Raw genomic sequence first — 26292 nt, forward strand, 5'->3', positions numbered from 1 at the left:
CCCGCATCGCATTGACGGCGTAAATCAGCCAGCCTTCCGATGCCGCGCCGTCGAACGATGGGCCTTCCTCGCAGCTTGCCGTCGCCCTGTCGCCCGTCTTGCATGGGACTTCGTCGCCGTCTTCTTTCCGCCGCGACCCTTCAGGCTCTGCTTCAGCGCATCCATCAGGCTGACGACGTTGCTCGGGCGCTCCTCCGGTTCGGGCAGCTCGATGGTCTTGCCGCTCGCCTTGCGTTTCACCAGGGCTTTCAGCGCGGTCTCGTATTCGTCCTTGAACTTGCTCGGATCGAAATGCGCCGCCTTGGTGTGCAGGATGTGGCCGGCGAGATCGACCATGTCCCTCGTGATCTTCGGGCTCTTGATGTCGTCGAAGAACTGGTCCTCGTCGCGCAGCTCGTAAGGGAAGCGCAAGGTGGTGCCGAGCAGGCCCTTGCCGAGCGGCTCGATCGCAATGATGTGCTCGCGGTTGGTGAGCACGATCTTGGCGAGCGCGACGCGGTCCTGGTCCTTCATGGCGTCGCGGATCACCGCGAAGGCATCGACGGCCGCCTTGCCGTCGGGCGCGATGTAATAGGGATGGTTGAGATAGCGCTGGTCGATCTCCTCGCTCGGCACGAAGCTCTCGATGTCGATGGTGTGGTTGCTCTCGATCTGGACAGCCTCGAGCTCCTCCGGCTCGATCTCGACATATTTGCCCTTGCGCAGCTCGTAGCCGCGGCCCTTCTGGTCGCTCTCGACCACGTCGCCGGTCTCCGAATCGATCATCTGCTGCTTGAGCCGGTTCCCGGTCTCACGGTTGATCAGGTGAAACCGCGTCTTCTCGGCGGCGGTGGTCGCGGGATAGAGCACGACCGGGCAACTGACCAGCGACAGCTTCAACGTTCCCTTCCAATAAGCACGCGGGGCCATTCCATTCTCCAGTGATTTCAAGGCGTTTTGGAACCCCAACCGTTCGCCGGGGTTTTGGTTCCGGGCGGGACTTTGGCCGTGATAGGCTGAATGTCGAAAGAGAAGCGGGACTGGTCGTGCTGCAGAAACTCTCCACTTACCGAAAGAAGCGTGATTTCGAGAAGACGCCCGAGCCGTCGGGCAAGACCGCCGTGGCGCCTTCGAAGCAGCGGCGCTTTGTGATCCAGAAGCATGATGCGACCCGGCTGCATTACGATCTCCGTCTCGAATTCGACGGCGTATTCAAGTCGTGGGCCGTGACGAAAGGGCCCTCGCTCGATCCGCACGACAAGCGGCTGGCGGTCGAGGTCGAGGATCACCCGCTCGACTATGGCGATTTCGAAGGCACGATTCCGGAAGGGCAGTATGGCGGCGGCACCGTGATGCTGTGGGACCGCGGCACCTGGGAGTGCGATGATCCGGAAGCCGGCTTCAAGAAAGGCGACCTCAAGTTCACGCTGCACGGCGAGAAGCTGCATGGCAGCTGGGTGCTGGTGCGCATGCGCAACCGCGGCGGCGAGAAGCGCACCAATTGGCTGCTGATCAAGCATCGCGACGAATATGTCCGCGAGGGCTCGGATAATGACGTTCTCGAGGAGGACAAGTCCGTCGCCTCCGGCCGGGCGATGGAGCAGATCGCCGAAGGAAAGGGGCGCGCGCCCAAGCCGTTCATGTTGGCGAAGGGCAAGGGCAAGGCCGATGCGGTCTGGCAGTCCGATCGCAAGGAGGAGACCAAAGGCAGGACCGTGCAGCCGGCGCCGCGCACAGCGTTGAAGGCGCGAAAGACGGCCAAGAAGACGACGACGGCCGCGAACGCCAAAAAGGTCTCGGAGATGCCGGATTTCGTCGCACCGCAGCTCTGCACCTCGGTCGAGCGTCCGCCGGCGGGCGACGGCTGGTGCCACGAGATCAAGTTCGACGGTTATCGCGTGCAGCTCCGGGTCGAGGATGGCGAGGCGACCCTGAAGACGCGCAAGGGCCTCGATTGGACGGATAAGTTTGCGAGCATCGCGAAGGAGGCCGGCACGCTGCCGGACGTGATGATCGACGGCGAAATCGTCGCGCTCGATCACACCGGCGCGCCGAATTTTTCCTCGCTTCAGGCCGCGCTGTCGGATGGCAAGACCGAGGACCTCATCTTCTTTGCCTTCGATCTGTTGTTTGCCGAGGGACAAGATTATCGCCGGCTGCCGCTCGGCGAACGCAAGGCACGACTCAAGGAATTGCTGGAGGCGCGCAAGCGGAAGTCGGCGCAGATCCGCTATGTCGAGCATTTCGAGAGCGGCGGCGATGCGGTGCTGCAATCGGCCTGCAAGCTCGAGCTCGAAGGCGTGGTCTCCAAGAAGCTGGACGCGCCCTACCGCTCCGGCCGCACCGAGAGCTGGACGAAATCAAAATGCCGCGCCGGCCATGAGGTCGTGATCGGCGGCTACAAGACCACCAATGGCAAATTCCGCTCCTTGATGGCCGGCGTGCATCGCGGCGACCATCTCGTCTTCGTCGGCATGGTCGGGACCGGCTTTGGCGCCGACAAGATCAAGCGTCTCATGCCGTCGCTGAAGGCCATGGAAGCCAAGGAGAGTCCCTTCGGCGGCAAGAATGCACCGAAGAAAACCCGCGACGTGCATTGGCTGAAGCCCGAGCTCGTCGCCGAGATCGAATTCGCCGGCTTCACCGCCGACGGCAATATCCGCCAGGCTGCGTTCAAGGGTCTGCGTCAGGACAAGCCAGCCGAGGAGGTCGAGGCCGAGACACCTGTGGATACCGAGCTCGCCGAGCCTTCGACCAGGGGACGGGCGAAGTCCTCCGCAAATGCGAAATCCGTTCGCTCCGCGAAGCAGGCAGCTGGCACCGCGGAGGTGATGGGTGTCGTCATCTCCAAGCCCGACAAGGAGCTGTGGCCCGATGATGGAGAAGGTGCTCCGGTCACCAAGCTCGATCTCGCACGCTATCTCGAGGCCGTCGGCGAATGGATGATCGTGCACCTCAAGGGGCGGCCGTGCTCGTTGATTCGCGCCCCTGATGGCATCAAGGGCGAATGCTTCTTCCAGCGCCATGCCATGCAAGGCACGTCGAACCTGCTGGAGCTCGCAAGAGTCTCGGGCGATCGCAAGCCCTATTTGCAGATCGACCGCATCGAGGGGCTCGCTGCCGTTGCGCAGATCGGCGGTGTCGAGCTGCATCCCTGGAACTGCGCGCCCAATGCCTACGACACGCCGGGGCGGCTGGTGTTCGATCTCGACCCCGCGCCTGAGGTCGACTTCGCCGACGTCGTCCAGGCGGCGAAGGAGATGCGGCAGCGTCTGACCGATCTCGGCATGGAGAGCTTCTGCAAGACCACCGGCGGCAAGGGCCTCCACGTCGTGGTGCCGCTGCTTCACGGCGCGCGCGACAAGGTGGACTGGAAGGAGGCCAAGGCGTTTGCGCAGGGCGTCTGCCAGTGGATGGCGGATGACGATCCCGAGCGCTATCTGCTCAACATGTCGAAGAAGCTGCGCAAGGGAAAGATCTTCCTCGATTATCTGCGCAATGACCGCATGTCGACCGCGGTGGCTCCGCTGTCGCCGCGCGCGCGTGCCGGCGCCACGGTGTCGATGCCGCTGACTTGGGCGCAGGTGAAGGGTGATCTCGATCCGAAGAAGTATACGCTGCGTACGGTGCCCGGCCTGTTGTCGCGCTCGAAGGCCTGGGACGGCTATGACGACGCGGCCACCTCGATCAAGGCGGCGATGAAAAAGTTGGCGGGGAAAAAGAAATAGGGTGGGTTAACCCTGCGATTGCGCAAAGCGCAATCGCTCGGCGTAACCCACCCCTTGTGTCTGCGCGTGGAAACCAAAGAGGTGGGTTACGCCGAACAAATGAGCTTCGTTCGCGCATTTGCGGGGCCAACCGACCCTACCAGATCGTCGCAGTGTCGCTAGATCCTTCCCATCAGCACCAGGATCAGCAGAATGATGATGACGAGCCCGAGGCCGCCGCCGCCGTAATAGCCGGTGCCATAGAACGGGCCGCCGCCAATGCCGCTGAAGCCGCCGAGCAGTGCGATGATCAGGATGATCAGAACGATCAGGCCAATAGACATGCGAATCTCCTCCAGCCCTTTTTTCAAAGGGTCGTTTGCACCTGTCCCCTGTGGTGCGGAGGCAACTTGCCCCCGGTTTTAAAGTTCCGGCCTTGCAACGGGGCGGCAGGTCTAACTTGCATGGAACCTTTGTTCGTCGGGCTGGCATGATTAAGTGAGGATCAGTCATTACGGGGCAAAGCCATGTCAGCACCGCTTGTCGTTTCCATTCCGCATCGCCTCGGTCGCGAAGAGGCGGTCCGTCGGCTCAAGACCGGCCTCGGCCGCGCCGCGGCGAGCATTCCGGTGATGCAGGTCGAGGAGGAGCGCTGGAACGGCGACTCTCTGGCCTTTCGCGTTCGCGCGCTCGGCCAGATCGCGAGCGGTCAGGTCGATGTCGCCGACGATCACGTCAAGGTGCAGGTGGTGCTGCCGTGGCTGCTACAGCGCTTTGCCGAGATGGCGCAGGCGACGATCAAGAAGCGCGGGCAGCTGCTGCTGACCAAGGACGAGGGCAAGTAGGCTTCAGGCGCTGAGGCGCTGCCGCGAAGGCCTGGTGGCGCTTGCCGCACGGGCTTCGATGATTGCGGCGGGAAAATCACGGAAGGCCGGCGCGACCGGGATGTGATTGCTCGCAAGGTGAGGCGCGGTATAGCCGGTGATGTCGACGGTTGCGTCAAACCCTTCGAAGGCGGGCCATTCGCGGCCGGCTTGCGTGAAGGGAGCGAACTGGCGTGCGACCACGACGATCGCCGCGGTGCGGCCGCGGCGGCGAGCGAAGGCGATGACATGATCGGCGTGCGCGCCTTGGACGTCGAGCGGCTGGTAGTCCCCCTGTGCAAAGATGTCGGGCAATCCGTTACGCAGCTTGAGCAGGTGCCGCGTCCAGGCCAGCTTGAGGCGGCCGTCGGTCCGGGTCCTGGTCAGGGCGTGCCAATCCGGATTGTCCACCGCGCCCAGCGCCGCCTCTCGCGCGGCAAAATCCACCGGCCGGCGGTTGTCGGGATCGACCAGCGACAAGTCCCAGAATTCGGTGCCTTGGTAGAAATCGGGCACGCCCGGCAGTGTCGCCTTCAGCGTGAGCTGGCTCAGCGAATTCAGGGCGCCAAGCAGCGCGACGCGCCGGGCGAGGGTCTGGAGCGCTTCCAGGAATTCGCCTGACAGTGCCGGATCGAGGATCCTGGCGATGAAGTCCTTGATGCCGCCCTCATATGCCTCGTGCGGATTGAGCCAGCTCGTCTCCTCCTTGCCTTCGCGTGCGGCTTTCAGCGCATAGGCCTGGATGCGCTCGACGAAGCTGGCGTCCGGTCCCTCGAGCGGCCAGGCGCCGAGCAGGGTCTGGTAGAGCATGTATTCGAAGGTTGCCGATGGCGCGCGCAGATGGCCGTGAAGCGCGAGATGCGGCGCGTTCAGCACCTTCCAGCGCGCCACCGCGCTGGTCCATTCGCCGGGGATCTCGCTGAGCGCGGCGATGCGCGCGCGGGCGTCCTCGCCGCGCTTGGTGTCGTGGGTCGCGGTCGCGGTCATCCCTTGCGGCCATTCCTTGGCGCGGGCGCGCATGGCCGCGTGGAAAGCGGGGATCGTGAGGCCCCTGCTCGCGGGGTCGCCGCCGACCTCGTTCAGCGCGAGCAGCCGATGGAATTGATAGAACGCGGTGTCCTCCAGCGACTTCGCCATGACAGGCCCGGTGAACTGCTGCACCTTCAGCGCGAAGCGGCGCACGCGCGGTGCACTGTGCGGCGGACGGCCGGGCTTGAGCAGGTCCATGGTCAGGGCATCGCGCAGGAAGTCGAAAATGCCTTCGTCGGCGGCGAACCATTCGGCACGGGCACGCGCGATGGTGTCGTCGATCAGCTTGCGATCGAGGGCGGTCGGGCCGCTATGCGTCAGATAGGTGCGGTAGACCGGGAAGTGCAGCACGTACAATTCGAGCGCCTGCCGCAGGCTGTCGGCGGAGAAATCACGGGTCGAATAGTGTCCGTTGGCGATGCGTGCGAGCAGGCGCGTCAGCACGATGAATTCGCTGGTCAAGAGCGTTTCCAGCACGCGCCTTTTGGCCTCCTTGACGTAGGGCGCGAGTCGCGGCGGCCGGTTGCTGATCTGCCGCCAGGTTTCGTCCAGCGCATCCAGCCCCCTGGCATCGACCAGAACCTGAGTGATGGCGTTCATCCATTCATAGCCGGTGGTGCCTTGAACGCCGGCGAAGTGCGGCAGCGTTTCGTGCTCGCAAAGAATCTTTTCGATCGCGGTGTAGAAGGGTTTTGCGTTGCCCTGCGCGTCGCGCACCAGCCGGCGCAGCCGCTGGCAATATTGCGCGGGATCGCGCAGGCCGTCGATGTGATCGAGACGGATACCCTGCAGCTTGCCCTCGGTGACGAGCTGCTTCACCAGCCGGTGCGTTGCTGCAAAGGTGCTCGCGTCCTCGACGCGCAGGCCGGCAAGGCCGTTGACGTCGAAGAAACGGCGATAGTTGATGTCGCTCGACGCAAGCCGCCAATGCCCGAGCTTGTAGTTCTGCCGTTCCAGCAGGTGATGCAGCGCCAGCGTCTGCGCCGGGCGATCCTTGGCGGCCCGGTAAGCGGCGAGGCCACGACTGATGATGTCGGCAGCGCCCGCGATGTCCTTCAGCTCGGCCTTGAAGCCGGGGGCTTCCTTGCGGTTGGGGCGGCGCAAGCCGGTATAACGCGCAGCGAGTGAGAGCAGGCGCCTGCCGGCTTCGGTCCCGGCAGCGTCTGCCTCCTTGACGATCATCCGCAGGATCTCGCCATAGCGCTCCGGCGCGATCGGCAGCCGATGTTCGAAATACCAGGCGGAAAAGCTGCCTTCGCCGGGATCGTAGCGCAATTCGATGTCACCGCGCTCCAGAGCCTCGCCGTAGGACGACCCGAGGATCGGCAGCAGCACGCCGCCCCGGGCGCGGTAGGGCAATTGATCCCAGTCGATATCAAAGGAGACCGCATGCGGCGAGGCCTGGCCCCATTCCAGCACGTCCAGCCACCAGGGATTGTCGGAAAAATGCACGCCGACATGGTTGGGCACGAAATCGATGATGAGCCCGAGATCGTGACGTGCCAGCGCTTCGCTCAGCCGCGCAAAACCGGCTTCGCCGCCAAGCTCGGGATTGAACTGGCTGTGATCGACCGTGTCGTAGCCGTGGGTCGAGCCCTTGCGCGCTTTCATCACCGGGGAAGCATAGAGATGGGTGATTCCCAGCGCCTTCAGATAGGGCACCACCGCGGCGGCCTTGTCGAAATCGAAATCCGAGGTGAGCTGCAGCCGATAGGTCGCAAGAGGAATCGCCGAAGGCATATCAACCTCCGAGGAGCCAGATCACCGACCAGGGTTGTAGCCGGTCGCGGGGTGCGCCGCCCCAGATCGGCGCGCCCGTCATGCTGCTGGAGTGTGCAACATCCTTGTCCGAAAGGTTGGCCACCAGACGCAGCGTCGCGCCGTCACCCATGCGCCAATGCGCGGTGAGTACGCCGTTGTCCGTTGCCTCGGCATTGCCGAAGCGCGCCCCTTTCAGCCGTGGCATGATCTCGTCGCGGCGAACTGCGAGCAGCTCGCGCACCAGCGCGAGCCGGGCATCCTGCTCCCGCGAGCGCCCCGTCCAGTCGAGCACGGCGGATTGACGCGTGGCCGGGTCGAGCGGATCGGGCACCTCGTCGCCATACTTCGCGTAGGCCCAGGCATATTCCTGCTTGCGGCCCTTGCGCACGGCGTCGGCGAGCCCGCCCTGGAAATCGCAGAAGAACGGGAAGGGGACTTTCGAGCCCCATTCCTCGCCCTGAAACAGCATCGGCACCATCGGGGCGAGTAACGTCACCGCGAGTGCGGCCTCGATCTGCTCGGGCGATGCGAGGCTCTCGAGCCGCTCGCCGAGCGGCCGGTTGCCAATCTGGTCGTGGTTCTGCAGGAAATTGACGAAGGTCGCCGGCGGTAGTTCGCCGCTCGGCTCGCCGCGGGGCTTCTTGCCCCAGAATTCGGAGATCTCGCCCTGGTAGACGAAGCCCGAAGCGAGCGCGCGCGCCAGATCCATGCGCGGCGTCTGATAGTCCGCGTAATAGCCGCCGTGCTCGCCGGTCAGCATCACGTGCCAGACGTGGTGGTAGTCGTCGTTCCACTGCGCGCGGTATTTGCCGTTCGGCGGCTCCTGCGCGGCGTCGAGCAGGCTGGCGCGGTTGTCGCCGTTCTCCAGCACGAGATGGATGTGCCGGCCCGTGGCCTTGGCGAGCTCGCCGGCGGCGACGCTGAGGTCTTGCAGCATCGACTGCTCGCCGGGGACAGCCATGATGTGGTTGGCGGCATCGAGCCTCAAGCCATCGAAGCGGTAGTCGGTGAGCCAGGACAACGCGTTCTCGACCGCGAAGGCCCGCACCTGCGGCACGCGATAATCGATCGTGCTGCCCCATGGCGTGTGCGCATCGGTGAAGAAATCAGGCGCGTAGCGGCCGAGATAGTTTCCTTCCGGGCCGAAGTGATTGTAGACGACGTCAAGAAACACCATCAGCCCGCGCAGATGCGCTGCGTCGATCAGCGTCTTCAGCTCTTCGGGCCGGCCATAGGCACTCTCGGGCGCGTACCACAGCACGCCGTCATAACCCCAGCCGCGGCGGCCGGCGAAATCGGCCAGCGGCATCAGCTCCAGCGCGGTAATCCCGGTCGCGACGAGATGATCGAGCTTGTCGATCATGGCGCGGTAGCTTCCTTCCGCCGTGAAGGTGCCGACATGGGTCTCGATCAGCACCGTCTCTTCCCAAGGGCGGCCACGCCAATCCTTCGCGCGCCACGCGAAGGCATCGTGATCGATCACCTCGCTCGGGCCGAACACGTCCTCGGGCTGGAATGCCGAGGCGGGATCAGGCACGTCGATCTCGTCATCGATCCTGAACTTATAGGGACTGCCGACGGGCAGGCCGGCAATCTCGGCGACATACCATCCGTCCTGCCGGCGCTGCATCGCGTGTCGGCGCTCGAGCAGGAGATCGACCCGACGCGCACCGGGCGCCCACAAACGGAACGATACGCCGTCCTTGGTCGGCTTCGCCCCGAACGATGGCCTCATAGCGCCCCCGCGAAGGCGAGCACGGAGCGCGGCGGCGCCTTGCTGTCGCTTCCGGGCAGGAAATCAACGCTGTTCAGCTTGGTATCCGTCGTGTTCAGGATCTGCTGCCAGCTTTTGTATTCGGGCATTTTGGGCAATTTGAATGCGATCTCTTCGGGGGCGGCGTTCAGTACGATAAAGATCGCCGCGCTGCCGGGTTCCATCGGCCCCATCACATAAGAGAGGAACCGCCCGTCCGGGAATGTCCAGTCGCTCTCCGTCATCTCGTTACCTTCGGGCGTCAGCCACAGCGCGCCGTAGGAGATGCCATCCTTCGGCCGGCCGTCGAGCCAGCGATGGCTGCGCAGCTGCGAGAAGCGGCGGCGGATGTCGGCGAGCTCGGCGACGAAATCGACCATGTCCTCGCCGTCCTTGCCAAGATTGTCCCAGCCGACCCAGCCAACCTCGTTATCCTGGCAATAGGCATTGTTGTTGCCGGACTGCGTGTTGCCGACCTCGTCGCCGGCAAGGATCAGGGGAATACCCTGCGCCAGCATCAGACAGGCCAGCGCATTCTTGCGCAGCTGCCGGCGCAGCGCGAGGATTTCGGGATCGTCGGTCGGCCCCTCGACACCGCAATTGTTGCTGTGATTGTCGTTGGACCCGTCGCGATTATCCTCGCCGTTGGCTTCGTTGTGCTTCTCGTTGTAGCTGAAGAGGTCGGCAAGCGTGAATCCGTCATGCACGGTGATGTGGTTGATGCTGGCGCGCGGGCGCCGTCCGTCATGATTGAACAGATCGGAGGAGGCCGTCATGCGGCTGGAGATATCGCCGATCAGGCTGCCCTCGCCGCTCCAGTAGCGGCGCATGGCGCTGCGATAGCGGTCGTTCCACTCCGACCATTGCGAGGGGAAAGCGCCGACCTGATAGCCGCCGAGCCCAAGATCCCAGGGCTCCGCGACGAGCTTGACGGTGGCGAGCACCGGATCTTGCCTGATCGCGGTGAGAAACGCGATGCCACGATCGAAACCGTTCGGGCCGCGCGCAAGCGTTGTGGCGAGATCGAAGCGGAAGCCATCGACGTGACAGACCTCGACCCAGTAGCGCAAGCTATCCATCACCATCTGGAGCACGCGCGGATGGGTCAGGTTCACCGACGAGCCGCAGCCGGTGAAGTCGTCGTAGTAGCGCGGGTTCTCGCGGTTCAGCCAGTAATAGGAGGCGTTGTCGATGCCGCGATAGCACAGCGTCGGTCCGAGATGGTTACCTTCGGCCGTGTGATTGTAGACGACATCCAACATCACCTCGATACCGGCGTCGTGCAGGCGCGCGACCGTGGTACGAAAGGAATCGAGTGCATTGTCCTGGGCGTAGCGAGGCTCGGGCGCGAAGAAGGACAGGGTGTTGTAGCCCCAATAATTGGCAAGCTTCTTCTCGACCAGGATGCGGTCGTCGACGAAGCTGTGGATCGGCAGCAGCTCGATCGTGGTGACGCCGAGCTTCTTCAAATGCTCGATCATCGCGGGCGACGACAGGCCGCCATAGGTGCCGCGCAAATTCGGCGGCACGTCGTCGCGCTTCTGCGTCAGGCCCTTGACGTGGGCCTCGTAGATGATGGTGTCTTCCCAGGGGATGTTGGGACGAATCTCGCGCCGGCCCCAGTTGAAGGTCTCGTCGACCACGACCGCCTTGGGCATGCCGCGCGCATTGTCGCGCCGGTCGAACGACAAGTCCTCGCGCGCCGAGCCGGTGCGGTAGGCGAAATGCGCGTCGCTCCAGACGAGACGTCCGGCAAGGCGCTTCGCGTAGGGATCGAGCAGCAGCTTGTTGGCATTGAAGCGGTGGCCGTGCTCGGGCTCATAGGGGCCGTGCACCCGATAGCCGAAGAGCTGGCCCGGTGAGACGTCGTTGAGATAGCCATGCCAGACGTCCTCGGTGCGCTCCGGCAACTCGATGCGCTCGAGCTCGCGGCGTCCTTGGGTGTCGAACAGGCACAGCTCGACCTTTTGCGCATTGGCAGAGAACAGCGCGAAGTTGGTACCGCGGCCGTCCCAGCTTGCACCGAGGCGTGCGGGCGATCCAGCAGTCAGGCGCATCGGTCAGCTTTCCGGAACGAGGAAGATCGCAGCGAGCGGTGGAACCGTGAGGCGGAGCTCGGGCGCCTTACCGGCAACGGTCTGGACCTCGCCGATGTTCCCGACATTGGTTCCGCCATAATGGGCGGAGTCCGAATTGAACACCTCTTTCCACTTGCCGGCAAAGGGCACGGGGACGCGGTAGTTGCGATAGACATTGGGCGAGAAGTTGACCACCACCAGACACCGCGCGTGCTCGTCAAATCCCTTGCGCAGCCACGCGAACACGTTGCGGTTGGCATCATCGGTGATCAGCCATTCGAAGCCGGCCTGGTCGCAATCCATCTGGTGCAGTGCGGGCACCGCGCGATAGAGCCGGTTGAGGTCGCGGACCAGCGCCTGGATGCCCTGATGGTACTTGTATTCGAGCAGGTGCCAGTCGAGCGACTGGTCGTGATTCCATTCGCGGCTCTGCGCGATCTCGCCGCCCATGAACAGCAGCTTCTTGCCGGGATGGCCGAACATGAAGCTGTAATAGGCACGCAAATTTGCGAAGCGCTGCCATTCGTCGCCCGGCATGCGGCCGAAGATCGAGCGTTTGCCGTGCACGACCTCGTCATGCGACAGCGGCAGGATGAAATTTTCCGAGAAGGCGTAGTGCAGGCCAAACAGGATCTCGCCGTGATGGTATTTGCGGTGGATCGGATCCTTGCTGATGTAGTTCAGCGTGTCGTGCATCCAGCCCATGTTCCACTTGTAGCCGAAGCCGAGCCCGCCGAATTCCACGGGACGCGAGACCTGCGGCCAGGCAGTCGATTCCTCGGCCGCCGTGGTCGCCTGCGGAAAACGCGCGAACAGCTCGGTGTTGAAGCGGCGCAGGAAGTTGATTGCCTCGATGTTCTCGCGGCCGCCATACTGGTTCGGAATCCAGGCGCCGGGCGGGCGGCTGTAGTCGAGGTACAGCATGGACGCGACCGCATCGACCCGCAGGCCGTCGATGGCGTAGCGCTCCAGCCAGAACAGCGCATTCGAGACCAGGAAGTTGGTCACTTCGGTGCGGCCGTAATTGTAGATCAGCGTGCCCCAATCGAGGTGGCGGCCCTGGAGCGGGTTGGCGTGCTCGTAGAGCGAGGTGCCGTCAAAGTGGCCGAGCCCGTGCGGATCGTCGGGGAAATGGCCGGGCACCCAGTCGAGCAGCACGCCGATGCCTTCGCGATGGCAGGCGTCGATCAATGCGGCAAAATCCTCGGGCGAGCCGAAGCGGCTGGTCGGGGCGTAGAGGCCGGTCGGCTGATAGCCCCAGGAGCCGTCGAACGGATGCTCGCTCACGGGCAGGAATTCGAGATGGGTGAAGCCCATGTCGCGCGCATAGGCCGGCAGCTGCTCGGCGAGCTCGCGATAGGTCAGCCATTCATTGCCGTCCTTGCGCCGCCACGAGCCGAGATGGACCTCGTAGATCGACATCGGCGCCGACAGCGCGTTGATGCCGTCGGGCGCGGGACGCGGCCGCGGCAGGTGCGCTTCGTCGAACACGATGGAGGCCGTCTTCGGCCGCAGCTCGGTCGCAAATGCCAGCGGGTCGGATTTCAGCGGCAACAGATGGCCGTGCGGCCCGATGATTTCGAACTTGTAGTGGTCTCCGGGCTTGGCGTTCGGGACGAACAATTCCCAATAGCCGGCGCCGCGCACCCGCATCGGGTGACGCCGCCCGTCCCAGAAATTGAAATCGCCGACTACCGACACGCGCCGCGCATTCGGCGCCAGTACGACGAAGCCGATTCCGTCGACGCCTTCGAGCCGCATCGGATGCGCGCCGAGCTTGTCGTAGATGCGCTGATGGGTGCCTTCGCCGAGCAAATAGAGGTCGAAATCGGACAGGATCGTCGGAAACCGGTAGGCGTCCTCGAACTCGACGACGTTGTCCCCGAACTTTGCGCGGAGCTGATAGTGCTTCGAGCCATTCGGCAGCGCGCCGATGAACAGGCCGGAATCGTGAACACGGTCGAGCTTGGCGACCTCGCCATGCTCGCCGACCGCTTCGACGTTGGTCGCTTCGGGCAGGAACGCGCGCACCACGCTCTTGCCTCCCTCGGGATGCAGCCCGAGATAGTGGAAGGGGTCGGAGTGGCGCCCCTCGATGATCGCATAGGCTTCGGCAGGCAGTTTAGGCATGGGCTTCGCTCACGGCACTGGACAGAATGCGAAGCAGGCCGGTCAGCGGCGCATGGAGCCCCTCAGGCCGGTGGGACAGCTCGTACTCTACCTCGTCGAACGCTTGATCAAGCAGGAAAAACCTTAACATGCTTTCCGCGGAAAGGTTCTCTTCCGGCCAGAGCCGTCGGTCGGTCATGGCCTCGCGGTAGGCGGACAGGAAGGTCGCGGTGGCATGTTTGCGCCATTCGTCGAGCGCGGTGGCAATCCGGTCCTGTTCGTCACTCCCGCCCGACAGCGCCCGGGTAAGCGCCGCGTTAACCGAAAGATCAATCGAGCGGACCAGGCCCGCGACGTCGCGCGCGGCCGGTAGCCTGCGCCACTTGTCGGCCAGCGCCAAATGTGGATCGCCGTCGAAGTCGATGATGAAGATGTCATCCTTCACGATCAGAGTTTGCCCGAGACGGAAGTCGCCATGATGACGGATGTTCAACCCGCCAACGTCGGATGGCAAGAGCGCGCTGATATGGTCCGGCAAGGTCGTACGCAATGCGACGAGTTGATCGATCAGCGGACGGTCGGCTTCGCGCAGGCCGTCCCGGCTGTTGGCGAGCTGGTCGAGAACACGTTCCGCGCGTGTCTTGAGATCGATCGTCCAGCGCTTGACGTCCGCAGGACCGATCGGTTCGGGAGCAAGGTCGGCGGATCCTGCGGCGGCGAGCGCCATGTGCAGCTCGGCGAGCCGGCGGCCGATCTGGGCCATGAAGTGCAGATAGGGTGCCTGCTCCTGGGTCTCGCGGTGGGTTTCACCCGCTGGCAACACCCGTTGCTCGTCGATATAGCGGTCGAGATAGCCCGTGGTGACGGTCCAGCCATCCCCCTGGTTCTCGACATAGGCATGCAGCACGCCGAGCGCGCTGCTTCTGTCGCCCTCGACCAGCTCGACGCTGCCGAGCAGCGCCGGCGTGTTGGGAAAGCGCGCGACCTCCGTGAGATAGCGGCCGATCTCGATCTCCGGGTTGGCACCGCTTTCGAGCCGGCGATAGATCTTGGCGACATATTGGTTGTCGACCAGCGCAGTGCTGTTCGACTGCTCGACCGCCCGGATGCGCGCGGGCTCCTTCACGATGTAATCGGCGAAGCGGCTGGTCGGCTTGAACTCCAGCCGCAGATTGTTCTCTTCCACCACCAGGTTCTGCGACAAGCCGCGCAGGAAAAGCCCGATGAAGATCTGGTCGGTAGCGACATCGAGCAGCGTGCCTTCGCGTGCGCCCTGGCGCACCGCGGCGAGTGCCTTCGGGTTGAAGCGCTCGCGGTCGAAACGTACCCACTCGATCTGCATCGGCAGCACGTAACGCGTTGTGACGTCGTCCTGCCCCGTCTCGAAAAAGGCGATCCAGGGCCTGTTGTCGCCGATGTCGCTGAAGGGCACCGCTGATGTCAGTGTAGCCTTGATGTGCTTGGGATTGTGCTCGGGATACCACCGCGTCCGTGACAGGAAGCCCGGCAGCACCTCGCGCTCGAACACGCCGCGCTCGCGAGCGAGCGAGACCCAGTTCGAATTCACCGGCACGACCAGCGTCTCGAATTCCGGCACCGCGCGCGGCACGACCGGCTCGGACTTGTCGCGCTCCTGGAGCTGGAACCAGTAGAAGCCGTAAGGCCCCAGCGTGATCATATAGGGCAGTTCGCCGATCGCCGGAAAACGGGTACGTCCCAGCATCTCCTGCGGGATGCGGTCCTTCCACGGCGACAGATCGAGCTCGGTCGCCTGCGCCGCGCGGGAGAGGTTGGCGACGCAGAGGATCACTTCGTCGCGGTATTGGCGGACATAGGCGAGCACGGCGCGGTTGGCCGGGCGGATGAAGGTCATGGTGCCGCGGCCGAAGGCCAGCGTCGACTTGCGCACCGAGATCAGCCGCTTGGTCGCGTTGAGCAGCGACGACAGGCTGCGCGACTGCGCCTCCACATTGACCGAATCGTAGCCGTAGACCGGATCCATGATAGGCGGGGCGTAGAGGCGGGCGGGATCGGCGCGGGAGAAGCCGCCGTTGCGGTCCGGGCTCCACTGCATCGGCGTGCGCACGCCATTGCGATCGCCGAGATAGATGTTGTCGCCCATGCCGATCTCGTCGCCGTAATAGATGATCGGCGTGCCCGGGAATGACAGCAGCAGCGAGTTCATCAACTCGATCTTGCGTCGGTCATTGTCCATCAGCGGCGCAAGCCGCCGGCGGATGCCGACATTGATGCGGGCGCGTGGATCGTTGGCATAGGTGGTCCAGAGATAGTCGCGCTCGACGTCGGTGACCATCTCCAGCGTCAGCTCGTCATGGTTGCGCAGGAACAGCGCCCATTGGCAACTCGCAGGGATATCGGGCGTCTGGCGCAGGATGTCGGTGATCGGAAAGCGGTCCTCCTGCGCGATTGCCATGTAGATGCGCGGCATCAGCGGGAAGTGGTAGGCCATGTGGCATTCGTCGCCGCGGCCGAAATATTCCTGAACGTCCTCGGGCCATTGATTGGCCTCGGCCAGCAGCAGCTTGCCCTTCGAGTAGGCGTCCAACTCCTGGCGCAGCCGCTTGATGATCGCGTGCGTCTCGGGGAGGTTCTCGTTCGAGGTGCCCTCGCGCTCGCAGAGATACGGAATGGCATCCAGCCGGAAGCCGTCGACACCGGCATCCAGCCAACGCTTCATCACCTGGATGATGGCGCTGACGACGCGCGGATTGTCGAAATTGAGGTCCGGCTGGTGCGAGAAGAAGCGGTGCCAGTAGAACGCGCCGGCCTCGGGATCCCAGGTCCAGTTCGACTTCTCGGTGTCGGTGAAGATGATCCGCGTGCCCTGGTATTTCTGGTCGGTGTCGCTCCAGACATACCAATTGCGAGCACTCGAGCCCGGATGGCTGCGGCGCGCGCGCTTGAACCATTTGTGCTGGTCCGACGTGTGGTTGACCACCAGTTCGGTGATGACGCGCAAGCCCCGCTTCTGCGCCTCCTGGATGAAGCGCTTGAAATCCTTCATGGTCCCGAAGTCGGGATTGATCGAACCGTAGTCCGCGATGTCGTAGCCGTCGTCGCGGCCGGGCGAGGGATAGAACGGCAGCAGCCAAAGTGCGGTGACGCCCAGATCCTGCAGATAGGGCAGCTTCTCGGTCAGCCCGGCAAAATCGCCGATTCCGTCATTGTTGCTGTCGGCGAAGGCCTTGACGTGGAGCTGGTAGATGATGGCGTCCTTGTACCAGAGCTCATCCACGATCTCGGCAGCCTCAGCCTTCTTGGTGTCGACGGAAGACAGAACATTCATGGCGTGACCCCTTACGCCAGGCAGCGGAACACGAGCGCCGGATCGCGGTCGGGATCGATACGCAACCTGATCCCGCCCCATTCGATGCGGGACTGTTCGCCTGTCATGAGATTCTCGAGTGTCGTGACGTGGCGGCGTTCGCCGCCGACTTCGATGGTGAGGTCGCCGAGCGGCAACCAGAATTCGCGTACGTGGCGCGACAGGGCGATGGCTGCGACGACCGTGTTGGCCGGTTCGGCTGCCTCCTTCACGAAGGCGATAGTCTCGCCGTCCTCGATGCCCAGGAAGCGCAGGTTGACGGTCTGCTGCAGCGCCGCGTTGTCGTTGCGGATGCGGTTGAGCGCCGCGATGTAGGCCTTGATGTTGCCGGGTTTGTCCCAGTCGCGCTGGCGGATCTGGTACTTCTCGGAATCCAGATATTCTTCGTGGCCCGCGACGGCCTCGTGCTCGAGCAGCTCGAACCCGCTGTAAAGGCCGTAATTGCCGGACAACATGGCGGCCAGCGCGACGCGCGACTTGAACATCCAGCTTTCACCGCTCTGGAGATGATAAGGCAAGAGGTCCGCGGTGTTGACGAACAGATGCGGGCGATAGAAGTCGCGCTCCGGATAGCCGGTCATTTCGCCGAGATATTGCTCCAGCTCCCACTTTCCGGTGCGCCAGGGGAAATAGCTGAAGGACTGCGAGAAGCCGAGCTTGGCGAGGCCCTTCATCAGCTTCGGCCGCGCAAACGTCTTGGAGAACAGGATCACCTCCGGATGCCGCGAGCGGATGTCGCGGATCAGCCACTCCCAGAACGGAAGCGGCGCGGTGTCGTGGTTGTCGATCGCGAAGATGGTGACGCCATGATCGATCCAGAACAGCATGGCATCGCGGAATGCATTCCACAGCCCAGCCCGGTCGACCGAGGCGAAATCGGGGATCACGATATCCGAATACGGACCATCCGCCGTCCGCACCGAACGGTCCGGCCGCCATTTGAACCATTCCGGATGCTGCGTCAGCCAGGGGTGGTCCGGCGAGCATTGCACGGCGAAATCGAGCGCGAGCTCGACCCCGTATTCGAGGCACGTGGCGACCAGCGCGCGGAAATCCTCGATGGTGCCGAGCTCGGGATGCAGGCCGTCGTGGCCTCCCTCGGCCGCGCCAATGGCGTAGGGCGAGCCCGGCTCGCCTTCGGTCGCGACAGGCGCATTGTTGCGGCCCTTGCGCCTGGTGCGGCCGATCGGATGGATCGGCGTGAAATACAGGACGTCAAAGCCCATCGCCGCGATATCGGGCACGCGCGCGATGCAGTCGCGGAGCGTGCCGTGCCGGCCGGCGACTTGGCTCTGACTGCGCGGCATCATCTGATACCAGGCGCCGAAGCGCGCTCTGTCGCGGTCGATGACAAGCGGGAAATTCCGTGAGCGGGTCAGGTCGGGGCGCGCCTGGCTCTCGGCCATGGCTTCGCTGAGATCAGCGGCAAGCAGCGGCGCAACGTCGCCGCTGCCGAGATAGTCCTCGCATTGCCTCGCTATCACGGCCGCGGCGTCCTGTCGCGCGCCGTGCGCCTTGGTCAGCAGGCCCGCGCCCTCGATGGCATCGAGCGTGACATCGCCGCCGGCCAGCTGCTTGCGTTCGAGCCCGTGACGCCAGGTGGCGAATTCGTCGGTCCAGGCTTCGATGGCATAGACATATTGGCCTGCTTCGGTCGGCACGAACGCACCGGACCAGCGGTCATCGCCGTGATGGGTCATGGTCTCGCGCCGCCATTCCCGCTCCTGCTCGCCACGCCAGACCAGCGCGGCGCTGATGGTGGCATCGCCGTCGCGATAGATATCGGCCCATACCTCGACCCGATCGCCCGCGATCCGCTTCACGGCGAAGCGGCCGCCGTCGATCGAGGGATAGACGTCTTCGATCAGGAAAGCGCTGCCGGCAGCGGCACTCTCGACAGTTTGAATTGTCTTGTTCACGGTGATGCCATTGACAAGAAAGCAGGGGCCCGTTTCCCTTGCCGGGAACCTACGCTTGATACCACTATAGAAAGCCGCTTGTGTGTCATTGGTTCCCTTGGGAACAGCAGGCGCAGTTTGTGAGTTAAGACCGACTAACCTCTTCCTCGACCTCGTTAAAATCAATGCCACCGGCCGATTGAAGGCCTGCAAGCTGCGTGCCGAATGGACCTTTTAGCTCAAGCCCGGATGAAGGGCGTCCAGTCCGAATTCGTCGATGCGCTCGGAAAGCTGCGGGTCACCGCGCCCGAGGCACTCAAATCCATCCTCGACGCCCTGCCCGAGAAGCGGGTCTATCGCTTCGCCAGCGGGCCGGTCGTGGTGCGCGCGCTGGGTAATCCGCGCACCGAGCTTGCGGCCATCGGCACAGCGCCGCTGCGGTGGAAAATCGCCGGCAATGGCCACCTGATTGCACAGGGCGAGACGCGTGAGCCCGTGATCGCATGGCCCGCCGGCCTGCCGCTCGGCTATCACCGGCTGACGCTGACCGATGCCGGTGGCGCGTCGGAAGAGGTGCCGATGATCGTCGCACCCGAACGGGCCTTCGGCGGCGATTTCGACCGCGGCTGGCTGCTCGCCGTGCAGCTCTACAGTGTCCGCTCGAACCGCAATTGGGGCATCGGCGATTTCACCGATCTGGCCGGCCTCGTCAGGCTGGCAAAACAACTGGGCGCCGATGGCGTCGGCCTCAATCCGCTGCATGTCCTGTTCGACGACCAGCCGGGCGATTGCAGTCCTTACTCGCCGAACAGCCGGCTGTTTCTCAACCCGCTCTACATCGACGTCGAGGCCATCCCCGAATTTTCGGCAGACCTCATTCCGGACGCGGCTGCGACCGCCGCGCGGCTGCGCGAAGGCGACCGCGTCCCCTATGCCGATATGGCGGCGCTGAAATGGCTGGGCCTGCGTGCCGCCTTTGACAGTTTCGTGAAAAGCGCGAGCGGCGTCCGCCGCAACAGGTTCGATGCTTTCCGCGCCGACCGGGGACCCCTGTTGTCGCGCTTTGCCTGTTTCGAGGTGCTGCGGCATCGCTTCAATAGACCATGGTGGGAATGGCCGGCCGAATGGCAGCAGCCGGACGATGCCAAATGCGCTGCCTTGCGCAACGGCCCCGACAAGCGCGAGGTCGAGTTCGTCGAATTCGTGCAATGGACCGCTGACGCGCAACTGCACGCGGCCAAGCAGCTCTCGGCCGAGCTCGGCATGCGCGTCGGGCTCTATCTCGACGTCGCCGTCGGCGTACAGTCCAACGGCTTCGATGCCTGGAACGAGCAGACGGCGATCTCCCGCCACCTTGCGGTCGGAGCGCCACCCGACGTGCTCAACACCGTCGGGCAGGACTGGGGCCTGGCCGGCTTCAACGCGGGCGGCCTGGAGGCTCAATCTTTTGTACCCTTCGCCGACATGGTGGCCGCCTCGATGCGCCATGCCGGTGCCATCAGGCTCGATCACGTGCTGGGCCTGAAGCGGCTGTATCTGGTGCCGCGCGGCTTCAAGCCCGACAACGGCGCCTATGTGCAGATGCCGCTGGAGGCATTGCTCGCCGCGGTGGTGCGCGAGAGCGTCGCGCACAAATGCATCGTGATCGGCGAGGACCTCGGCACGGTTCCGGAAGGGTTTCGCGAGACCATGCAGGATTTCGGCATCTGGTCGTACCTCGTCATGATGTTCGAGCGCGACGATGCCGGCCATTTCCGCAATGTCGATCATTACCGGCCGAACGCGCTGGTGACGCTGAACACGCATGATCTCTGCACCTATGCGGGCTGGCGCTCGTTCGGCGATCTCAGGATGAAGCGGTCGCTCGGTCTCGATCCCGGCGAGGACGACCAGGCCCGCTGGAATGCGCTCGGCGGGCTCGACGAGATCCTGCGGCAGAATGGCATCAACGCCAACGATCTCTATTCGGTGCTGACCTTCCTGTCGCGCACGCCGTCGCGGCTGCTGGCGGTCTCGATGGAGGATCTGCTCGGGGTGGTCGACCAGCCCAACATTCCCGGCACGATCGACGAGCACCCGAACTGGCGCCAGCGCCTGCCTGTCGCGCTCGACAAGATCGCGACCAAGATCGATCTCGCGGCTTTGAAGGCCGCGACGCGGGAACGTTCGCTGCACGGTGGGAGTTGATTCGCCGGGATTTCCAGGGCTCGGAAAACATTGTCACGGATCGAGGACTACGCGTTGATTGGCGACTGCGAGACCGCAGCGCTGGTGGGGCGCAACGGCTCGATCGACTGGCTGTGCTGGCCCGCCTTCGATTCCGACGCCTGCTTTGCCGCGATCCTCGGCACGCACAGGAACGGCCGCTGGCTGGTCGCGCCGAGCGAGGACGCGACTGCGATCTCGCGCCGCTATCTCGGCGACACCCTCATCCTGGAAACACGCTTTGAAACGAAGAGCGGCGCCGTTGCGCTGATCGATTTCATGCCGCCGCGCGGCAAGGCGTCCGACATCGTGCGGCTGGTACGCGGCCTCGAGGGCGCCGTGAAAATGCGGATGGAGCTCGTGCTCCGCTTCGGCTTCGGCGTTGATATTCCCTGGGTGCGGCGGATCGACCATTCGCTGCAGGCGATCGCCGGGCAGGACATGACGGTGCTGCGCACGCCGGTGAAGACGCGCGGCGAGGACCTGACCACGGTCTCCGAGTTCGAGGTGAAAGCCGGCGAGACCGTGCCATTCGTGCTGACCTACGGTCCCTCCCACCTCAACCCGCCCGAGTCGATCGACCCGGAGACCGCCCTTCGGGAGACCGAGAAGTTCTGGGAGGAGTGGTGCAGCCATTGCACCCGCGACGGTCCGTATCACGACTTGATCGTGCGCTCGCTGATCACGCTGAAGGCGCTGACGTTCGGTCCGACCGGCGGCATCGTCGCCGCGCCCACCACCTCGCTGCCGGAAAAACTCGGCGGCAGCAGGAACTGGGATTACCGCTTCTGCTGGCTGCGCGATGCCACCTTCACGCTGCTGGCGCTGATGAACTCCGGCTACACCGAGGAGGCCTCGGCCTGGCACAATTGGCTGCTGCGCGCCGCAGCCGGCTCGCCCGCCAACATGCAGATCATGTACGGCATCTGGGGACAACGGCGGCTGCTGGAATGGGAGGCGGGCTGGCTCGATGGCTATGAGGGCGCGCAGCCGGTGCGCGTCGGCAATGCCGCGCATGCGCAGCTTCAGCTCGACGTCTACGGTGAGTTGATCGACGCCTTCCACCAGTCGCGCATGGCCAAGCTCAGGCTGGACGAGGAGAGCTGGGCGCTGGAATGCGCCGTGCTCGACCATCTCGCCGAGGTCTGGGATCATCCCGACCACGGCATCTGGGAGCGCCGCGGCGAGCCGAAGCACTACGTCTTCTCCAAGGTGATGACCTGGGTTGCCTTCGACCGGGCGATCAAGAGCGCCGAGACGTTTGGCTTCAAGGCGCCGCTGTTGCACTGGCGCACCTTGCGCGAGGCCATTCATCGCGACGTCTGCAACAGGGGATTTGACGCGGAGGAGAATACGTTCGTTGAGTCCTACGGCTCGAAACTGCTCGATGCCAGCCTGCTGCTGTTGCCGGGCGTCGGCTTTCTTCCGCCGGAGGACCCGCGGATCCGCGGTACCATCGCGGCCGTCGAAAAGCACATGATGCGCGACGGTTTCGTGCTGCGGCATGATCCGCGCGAACTGGCTTCGGGGCAGCCGCCGCTCGAAGGCGCCTTCCTGGCCTGCAGCCTGTGGCTCGCCGATGCCTATGTGTTGTCGGGCGATCCCGACAAGGCGCAAGTCTTGTTCGACCGCGTGGTCGGGATCGCCAACGATGTCGGATTGTTGGCCGAGGAATATGATTCAGGCGCGAAGCGCCAGACCGGCAATTTCCCGCAGGCGCTGACGCACATCGCCCTGGTCAACACCGCGCACAATCTCTCGGCGGCCCGGCAGAAGAGCGAGAAACCGGCGATGCAGAGGTCGAAGTAAGGGCTCGGCCGGGTCCTTGACCTCTCCCGGAGGGAGAGGTCGGATCGCATCGTTAGATGCGGTCCGGGTGAGGGGTTACAGTCTCACCGACCGCTGCAGCCCCTCACCCAACCGAGCGGCAGGCGATCGTGACGCCAGCAAACTTCAACCCACCCCATTCCGCTTCAGGATCATCTCCATCGCCTCGGCAAAACCGTCCTGCTCGTTGGTCGCGGTGACGTGGGTAGCCTGATCCTTGACGTTATCAGCGGCATTGCCCATGGCGATCGAAGTGCCGCTGACGCTGAACATCGCGAGGTCGTTCTGCATGTCGCCGATGGTGGCGACCGCATCCAGGGAAATGCCGAGGCGCTTGGCCATGGCCTGCACGAACGTGCCCTTGTTGAAGCCGGGTGGGGTGATGTCGAGATAATAGGTCTGCGATCGCACCGCGGTGGCCTCGCTGCCGAGCGCCTGCTGCATCGTCTTCTCGCAACGTTCCAGACCTGCCGCATCGGCGCTGGCGCCGACGATCTTGCAGGCGCTGGCAAGGTACGGGGTGAAGTCCGTCACGATGGTGGGATCGGCGCGGATCGTGTGCTGCTCGTGGGCAACGTAGCTGCCGCGCGGATTGTCGATCAGCCATTTGTCGGCGGTGAAGAGCCAGATATCGGCGCCGAACTCCCGGAGGATATGCAGGGACCGCTCCGCGGCCCCCGGCGGAATCAGGTGCTGCTCGACCGGCCTCATCTCGGGGTCGATGATCGAGGAACCGTTGAACGGGCCGACCGGAAGCCACAGCGCCAGCGGGTCGATCAGGAAGCGCATGCCGATCGCGGGGCGGCTGGAGGTGATGGTGAAACCGATGCCGGCCTGGTGCAACCGCTGCACCGCGCTCCGCGCGCGCACCGTCAGCGTCTTGTCCTTGGTCAGCAGCGTGCCGTCGACGTCCGAGACCACGAGTGAGATTTTCGTCATGTCATGGCCCTGCTTGTCCCGCTGTCCATTTTCAGCTGCCGCACGATGCCGTCCACGATCGCCTCTACGGTCTCGTCGATCGACGCGGTGATCACATGCTCGCTCGCCTCCGGCGGCTCCAGCGTGTTGAACTGGCTGGTGAGGAGCCCGGGCGGCATGAAATGGCCCTTGCGGTGGGCGAGCCGGTCGGCGATCAGCTCCTGCGTGCCCTTCAGGAAGATGAAGCGGACGTCGTCGCGTCCGCGCAGCAGCACGTCGCGATAGGTGTGCTTGAGCGCGGAACAGGCGATGATGACGTGCTCACCCTTGTTGCAGACCCGCGCGATCTCGTCGGCGATGGCATTCAGCCAGGGCCAGCGGTCCTCGTCGGTGAGCGGATGGCCGGCCCGCATCTTCTCGACGTTGCTCGCGGGGTGAAAACTGTCGCCGTCCTCGAACCGCCAGCCGAGGCGCTCACTGAGCGCCGCTGCAACTGTACTCTTGCCCGAGCCCGACACGCCCATCACGATCAAGGCACAAGGTGCTTTAACGCCCGCCACGAATCCCCTCCGGAAGCGCGGCCCGGTCGACCAGCCAAACGGTCTCACCATTCGAGCGCGCGCGTAACGCCGGCAGATTCTCGCCATTGAGCAGGCGCGTCAAGATCGGCTGCTTGTCGTGCCCTGATATCTCGAACAGCATCTCGCGGCAGGAGGCCAGGGCAGGGAGCGTCAGCGAGACCCGCGGCACGAAGGGCGCGACATTGGCCTTGGGGACGCCGACGACCCAGCGCGCGGTCTCCTCGACGGCGGGATAGCCGGGAAAGAGCGAGGCGGTATGGCCGTCCGGGCCTACGCCCATCAGGACGAGATCGAACAACGGTCGCGCCGGATCGAGACTTTCAGAACCGTAGAAATCTTGCAGCTCGTGCGCGTAGGCCGCCGCGCTCTCGTCCGGATTTTCGACCACGGTCGGGATCGGATGGACATGGTCGGCGGGCGCATTGCGATCGAGAAAGGTCGCGCGAGCAACCGCCATGTTGTTGAGGGGATCGCTCTCGAGGACAAAGCGCTCGTCACCGATGAACCAGTGCACGCGCTCCCACGGGATCCTGCCGCGCCAGGAATCGCTGCCGAGCAGCTGGTAGAGCTTTTTCGGGCTCGAGCCTCCGGTGAGGCAGATCGCGATGCGGCCGGGATTGGCTGACATCTGCGCGATCACCCGTTCGGCTGCGGCTTGCGCCAGGGCCTCGGCGTCGGCGACGACGATCAGCTTCGGCTGGTCGGCCGCTGCCATCACGAAAACTTCCGCCAGCTGCGGCCGTCGCGCCGCAGCAGCTCGTCGGCGCAGGCCGGGCCGTCGCTGCCGGCCTCATAGGTCTCGATGCCGTTGTTGCCTGCGGTCTTCCAGGCGTCGAGAAACGGCTGCACCGCCTGCCACCCGGCCTCGATGCCGTCGGCGCGCTGGAACAGGATGTTGTCGCCGATCATGCAGTCGTAAATCAGCGTCTCGTAACCGGTCGAGGGATCGGCCCGGAAATAGTCGCCGTACTTGAATTTCATCTCGACGCCGTCGATGGTGATGCTCGGTCCGGGGATCTTGGCGTTGAACTGCAGCTCGATGGTCTCGGTCGGCGCGATGCCGATGGTGAGGAAGTTCTGCGAGAGGCGGTCGACCGTCGTGCCCGAGAACATCGACAGCGGCGCCTGCTTGAACTTGATCGCGACTTCCGTGCGCTTGTGGCCCAGTGCCTTGCCGGTGCGCAGATAGAAGGGCACGCCGGCCCAGCGCCAATTGTCGATCATCAGCTTCAGCGCGACAAAGGTCTCGGTGGTGCTGCCGGGCTTCACGTCCTCGGTCTTGCGGTAATCCGGAATGTCCTCGTCGCCGATCGTTCCTGCGAGATATTGCGCGCGCACCGAATTCCTCAGCGCTTCCTCCAGGCTCGGCTGCTGGATCGCAGTGAGCACCTCAGCCTTCTCCGAGCGCACCGAATGGGCGTCGAACCGCGCGGGCGGCTCCATCGCCACCAGTGACATCAATTGGAACAGGTGGTTCGGCACCATGTCGCGCAACGCACCGGTGGCATCGTAGAAGCCGCCGCGATGGCCGACGCCGAGCTTCTCCTCGACCGTGATCTGGATGTGGTCGATATGGTTGCGATTCCAGATCGGCTCGAACATGCCGTTGGCAAAGCGCAGCACCAGAATGTTCTGCACCGTCTCCTTTCCGAGATAGTGATCGATCCGGTAGATCTGGTGCTCCTGCATGATCTTCAGCAGCTCGGCGTTCAGTGCCTTGGCTGAAGCGAGATCGGTGCCGAACGGCTTTTCGATCACCAGCCGCCGCCAGGCGCCGTTCTCCTTCATCATGCCGGTCCGCCCGAGCTCGCGCGCGGTCGGCGCGAAGGCGGCCGGCGGGGTCGCGAGATAGAAAAGCCGGTTGCCGCCGGTGCCTTGCGAGCATTCCAGACCGTCGAGATGCTCGCGCAGGCGGTCGAACGAGGGCGGATCCTTTGCGTCGGCTTCGACGAAGGTCACGCATTGCAGCAGTTGCTTGGCGACATCATCGTCCACCGGGCGCGTCGCGAACTCGCGCAGGCCCTGCATCAGGCTGTCGCGGAGCTCGTCGTCGGTCTGCGGCTTGCGGGCCACGCCGACGACGCAGAACTTTTCCGGCAACAGGTTTTCGGCGGCGAGATTGTAGAGAGATGGCATCACGAGGCGATGGGTGAGATCGCCGGTAACACCAAAAATGACGAAGGCGCAGTTTTCCGGCTTGCGTTTGGCTTGCGGGTCTTTTGTCACGAACGAGTGGCC

16 protein-coding genes are annotated in these 26292 nt (G+C 64.2%); 4 read left to right on the plus strand and 12 right to left on the minus strand.

What is annotated here, in order from left to right:
• Positions 1–24: 24 nt before the first annotated feature.
• On the minus strand, positions 25–909 hold the full coding sequence (ku, locus tag BM374_RS23890) for a non-homologous end joining protein Ku (RefSeq protein ID WP_092297502.1): 885 nt from the start codon (positions 907–909) through the stop codon (positions 25–27).
• A 116-nt stretch (positions 910–1025) separates the two neighbouring features.
• On the opposite strand from ku, the gene ligD reads away from it, so the two are divergent.
• Positions 1026–3707: a DNA ligase D gene (ligD, locus tag BM374_RS23895; protein ID WP_092297505.1), complete on the plus strand. Its 2682-nt coding sequence runs from the start codon at positions 1026–1028 to the stop codon at positions 3705–3707.
• A gap of 158 nt (positions 3708–3865) precedes the next feature.
• Here ligD and BM374_RS23900 read toward each other — a convergent pair whose 3' ends face one another.
• The gene (locus tag BM374_RS23900) at positions 3866–4030 is read right to left on the minus strand and encodes a DUF3309 family protein (protein ID WP_092297508.1); all 165 of its coding nucleotides are present in this window, start codon (positions 4028–4030) and stop codon (positions 3866–3868) included.
• A gap of 183 nt (positions 4031–4213) precedes the next feature.
• Between BM374_RS23900 and BM374_RS23905 the strand changes: the two genes are divergently transcribed.
• Positions 4214–4531 carry a polyhydroxyalkanoic acid system family protein gene (locus BM374_RS23905; RefSeq protein WP_092297511.1) on the plus strand — a complete coding sequence of 106 codons (318 nt, stop codon included), beginning with the start codon at positions 4214–4216 and terminating at the stop codon, positions 4529–4531.
• A 3-nt stretch (positions 4532–4534) separates the two neighbouring features.
• Here the strand turns inward: BM374_RS23905 and treY are convergent, their stop codons facing one another.
• From treY to BM374_RS23935, 6 genes are read right to left on the minus strand one after another with little or no spacing between them, the layout of a single operon-like run.
• Complete coding sequence (gene treY, locus BM374_RS23910) at positions 4535–7318, minus strand: malto-oligosyltrehalose synthase (protein ID WP_092297514.1); 2784 nt, start codon at positions 7316–7318, stop codon at positions 4535–4537.
• Between the two features lies 1 nt (position 7319).
• Positions 7320–9074 (minus strand): malto-oligosyltrehalose trehalohydrolase, encoded by a 1755-nt coding sequence (treZ, locus tag BM374_RS23915; RefSeq protein ID WP_092297517.1) that lies wholly within the window; start codon positions 9072–9074, stop codon positions 7320–7322.
• Positions 9071–11149 carry a glycogen debranching protein GlgX gene (gene glgX, locus BM374_RS23920; protein ID WP_092297520.1) on the minus strand — a complete coding sequence of 693 codons (2079 nt, stop codon included), beginning with the start codon at positions 11147–11149 and terminating at the stop codon, positions 9071–9073. Before glgX ends, treZ begins: the two co-directional genes overlap by 4 nt.
• 3 nt (positions 11150–11152) lie before the next feature.
• Positions 11153–13300 carry a 1,4-alpha-glucan branching protein GlgB gene (gene glgB / locus BM374_RS23925; protein WP_092297523.1) on the minus strand — a complete coding sequence of 716 codons (2148 nt, stop codon included), beginning with the start codon at positions 13298–13300 and terminating at the stop codon, positions 11153–11155.
• Positions 13293–16586, minus strand: a complete 3294-nt coding sequence (gene treS, locus BM374_RS23930; RefSeq protein WP_092297526.1) for a maltose alpha-D-glucosyltransferase — start codon at positions 16584–16586, stop codon at positions 13293–13295. The genes glgB and treS overlap by 8 nt, the downstream gene beginning before the upstream one ends.
• Positions 16587–16597: 11 nt before the next feature.
• Positions 16598–18544 carry a maltotransferase domain-containing protein gene (locus tag BM374_RS23935; RefSeq protein WP_092297530.1) on the minus strand — a complete coding sequence of 649 codons (1947 nt, stop codon included), beginning with the start codon at positions 18542–18544 and terminating at the stop codon, positions 16598–16600.
• Between the two features lie 204 nt (positions 18545–18748).
• On the opposite strand from BM374_RS23935, the gene malQ reads away from it, so the two are divergent.
• Complete coding sequence (gene malQ, locus BM374_RS23940; protein WP_092297533.1) at positions 18749–20710, plus strand: 4-alpha-glucanotransferase; 1962 nt, start codon at positions 18749–18751, stop codon at positions 20708–20710.
• Positions 20711–20740: 30 nt separating this feature from the next.
• Positions 20741–22537: a glycoside hydrolase family 15 protein gene (locus BM374_RS23945; RefSeq protein WP_092297536.1), complete on the plus strand. Its 1797-nt coding sequence runs from the start codon at positions 20741–20743 to the stop codon at positions 22535–22537.
• Positions 22538–22681: 144 nt separating this feature from the next.
• Here BM374_RS23945 and BM374_RS23950 read toward each other — a convergent pair whose 3' ends face one another.
• Genes BM374_RS23950 through zwf form a run of 4 tightly spaced genes read right to left on the minus strand, consistent with a single transcriptional unit; the run spans position 22682 to position 26280 of the window.
• The gene (locus BM374_RS23950; protein ID WP_092297539.1) at positions 22682–23494 is read right to left on the minus strand and encodes an HAD family hydrolase; all 813 of its coding nucleotides are present in this window, start codon (positions 23492–23494) and stop codon (positions 22682–22684) included.
• The gene (locus tag BM374_RS23955; protein WP_092297542.1) at positions 23491–24033 is read right to left on the minus strand and encodes a gluconokinase; all 543 of its coding nucleotides are present in this window, start codon (positions 24031–24033) and stop codon (positions 23491–23493) included. The genes BM374_RS23950 and BM374_RS23955 overlap by 4 nt, the downstream gene beginning before the upstream one ends.
• Entirely contained in the window at positions 24020–24769 is a 750-nt protein-coding gene (gene pgl / locus BM374_RS23960) for a 6-phosphogluconolactonase (RefSeq protein ID WP_177248495.1), read from the minus strand. The genes BM374_RS23955 and pgl overlap by 14 nt, the downstream gene beginning before the upstream one ends.
• Positions 24769–26280, minus strand: a complete 1512-nt coding sequence (gene zwf, locus BM374_RS23965; protein WP_092297548.1) for a glucose-6-phosphate dehydrogenase — start codon at positions 26278–26280, stop codon at positions 24769–24771. Before zwf ends, pgl begins: the two co-directional genes overlap by 1 nt.
• Positions 26281–26292: the final 12 nt, after the last annotated feature.

The sequence above is a fragment of the Bradyrhizobium sp. Ghvi genome (assembly GCF_900115265.1).
Lineage (GTDB): Bacteria > Pseudomonadota > Alphaproteobacteria > Rhizobiales > Xanthobacteraceae > Bradyrhizobium.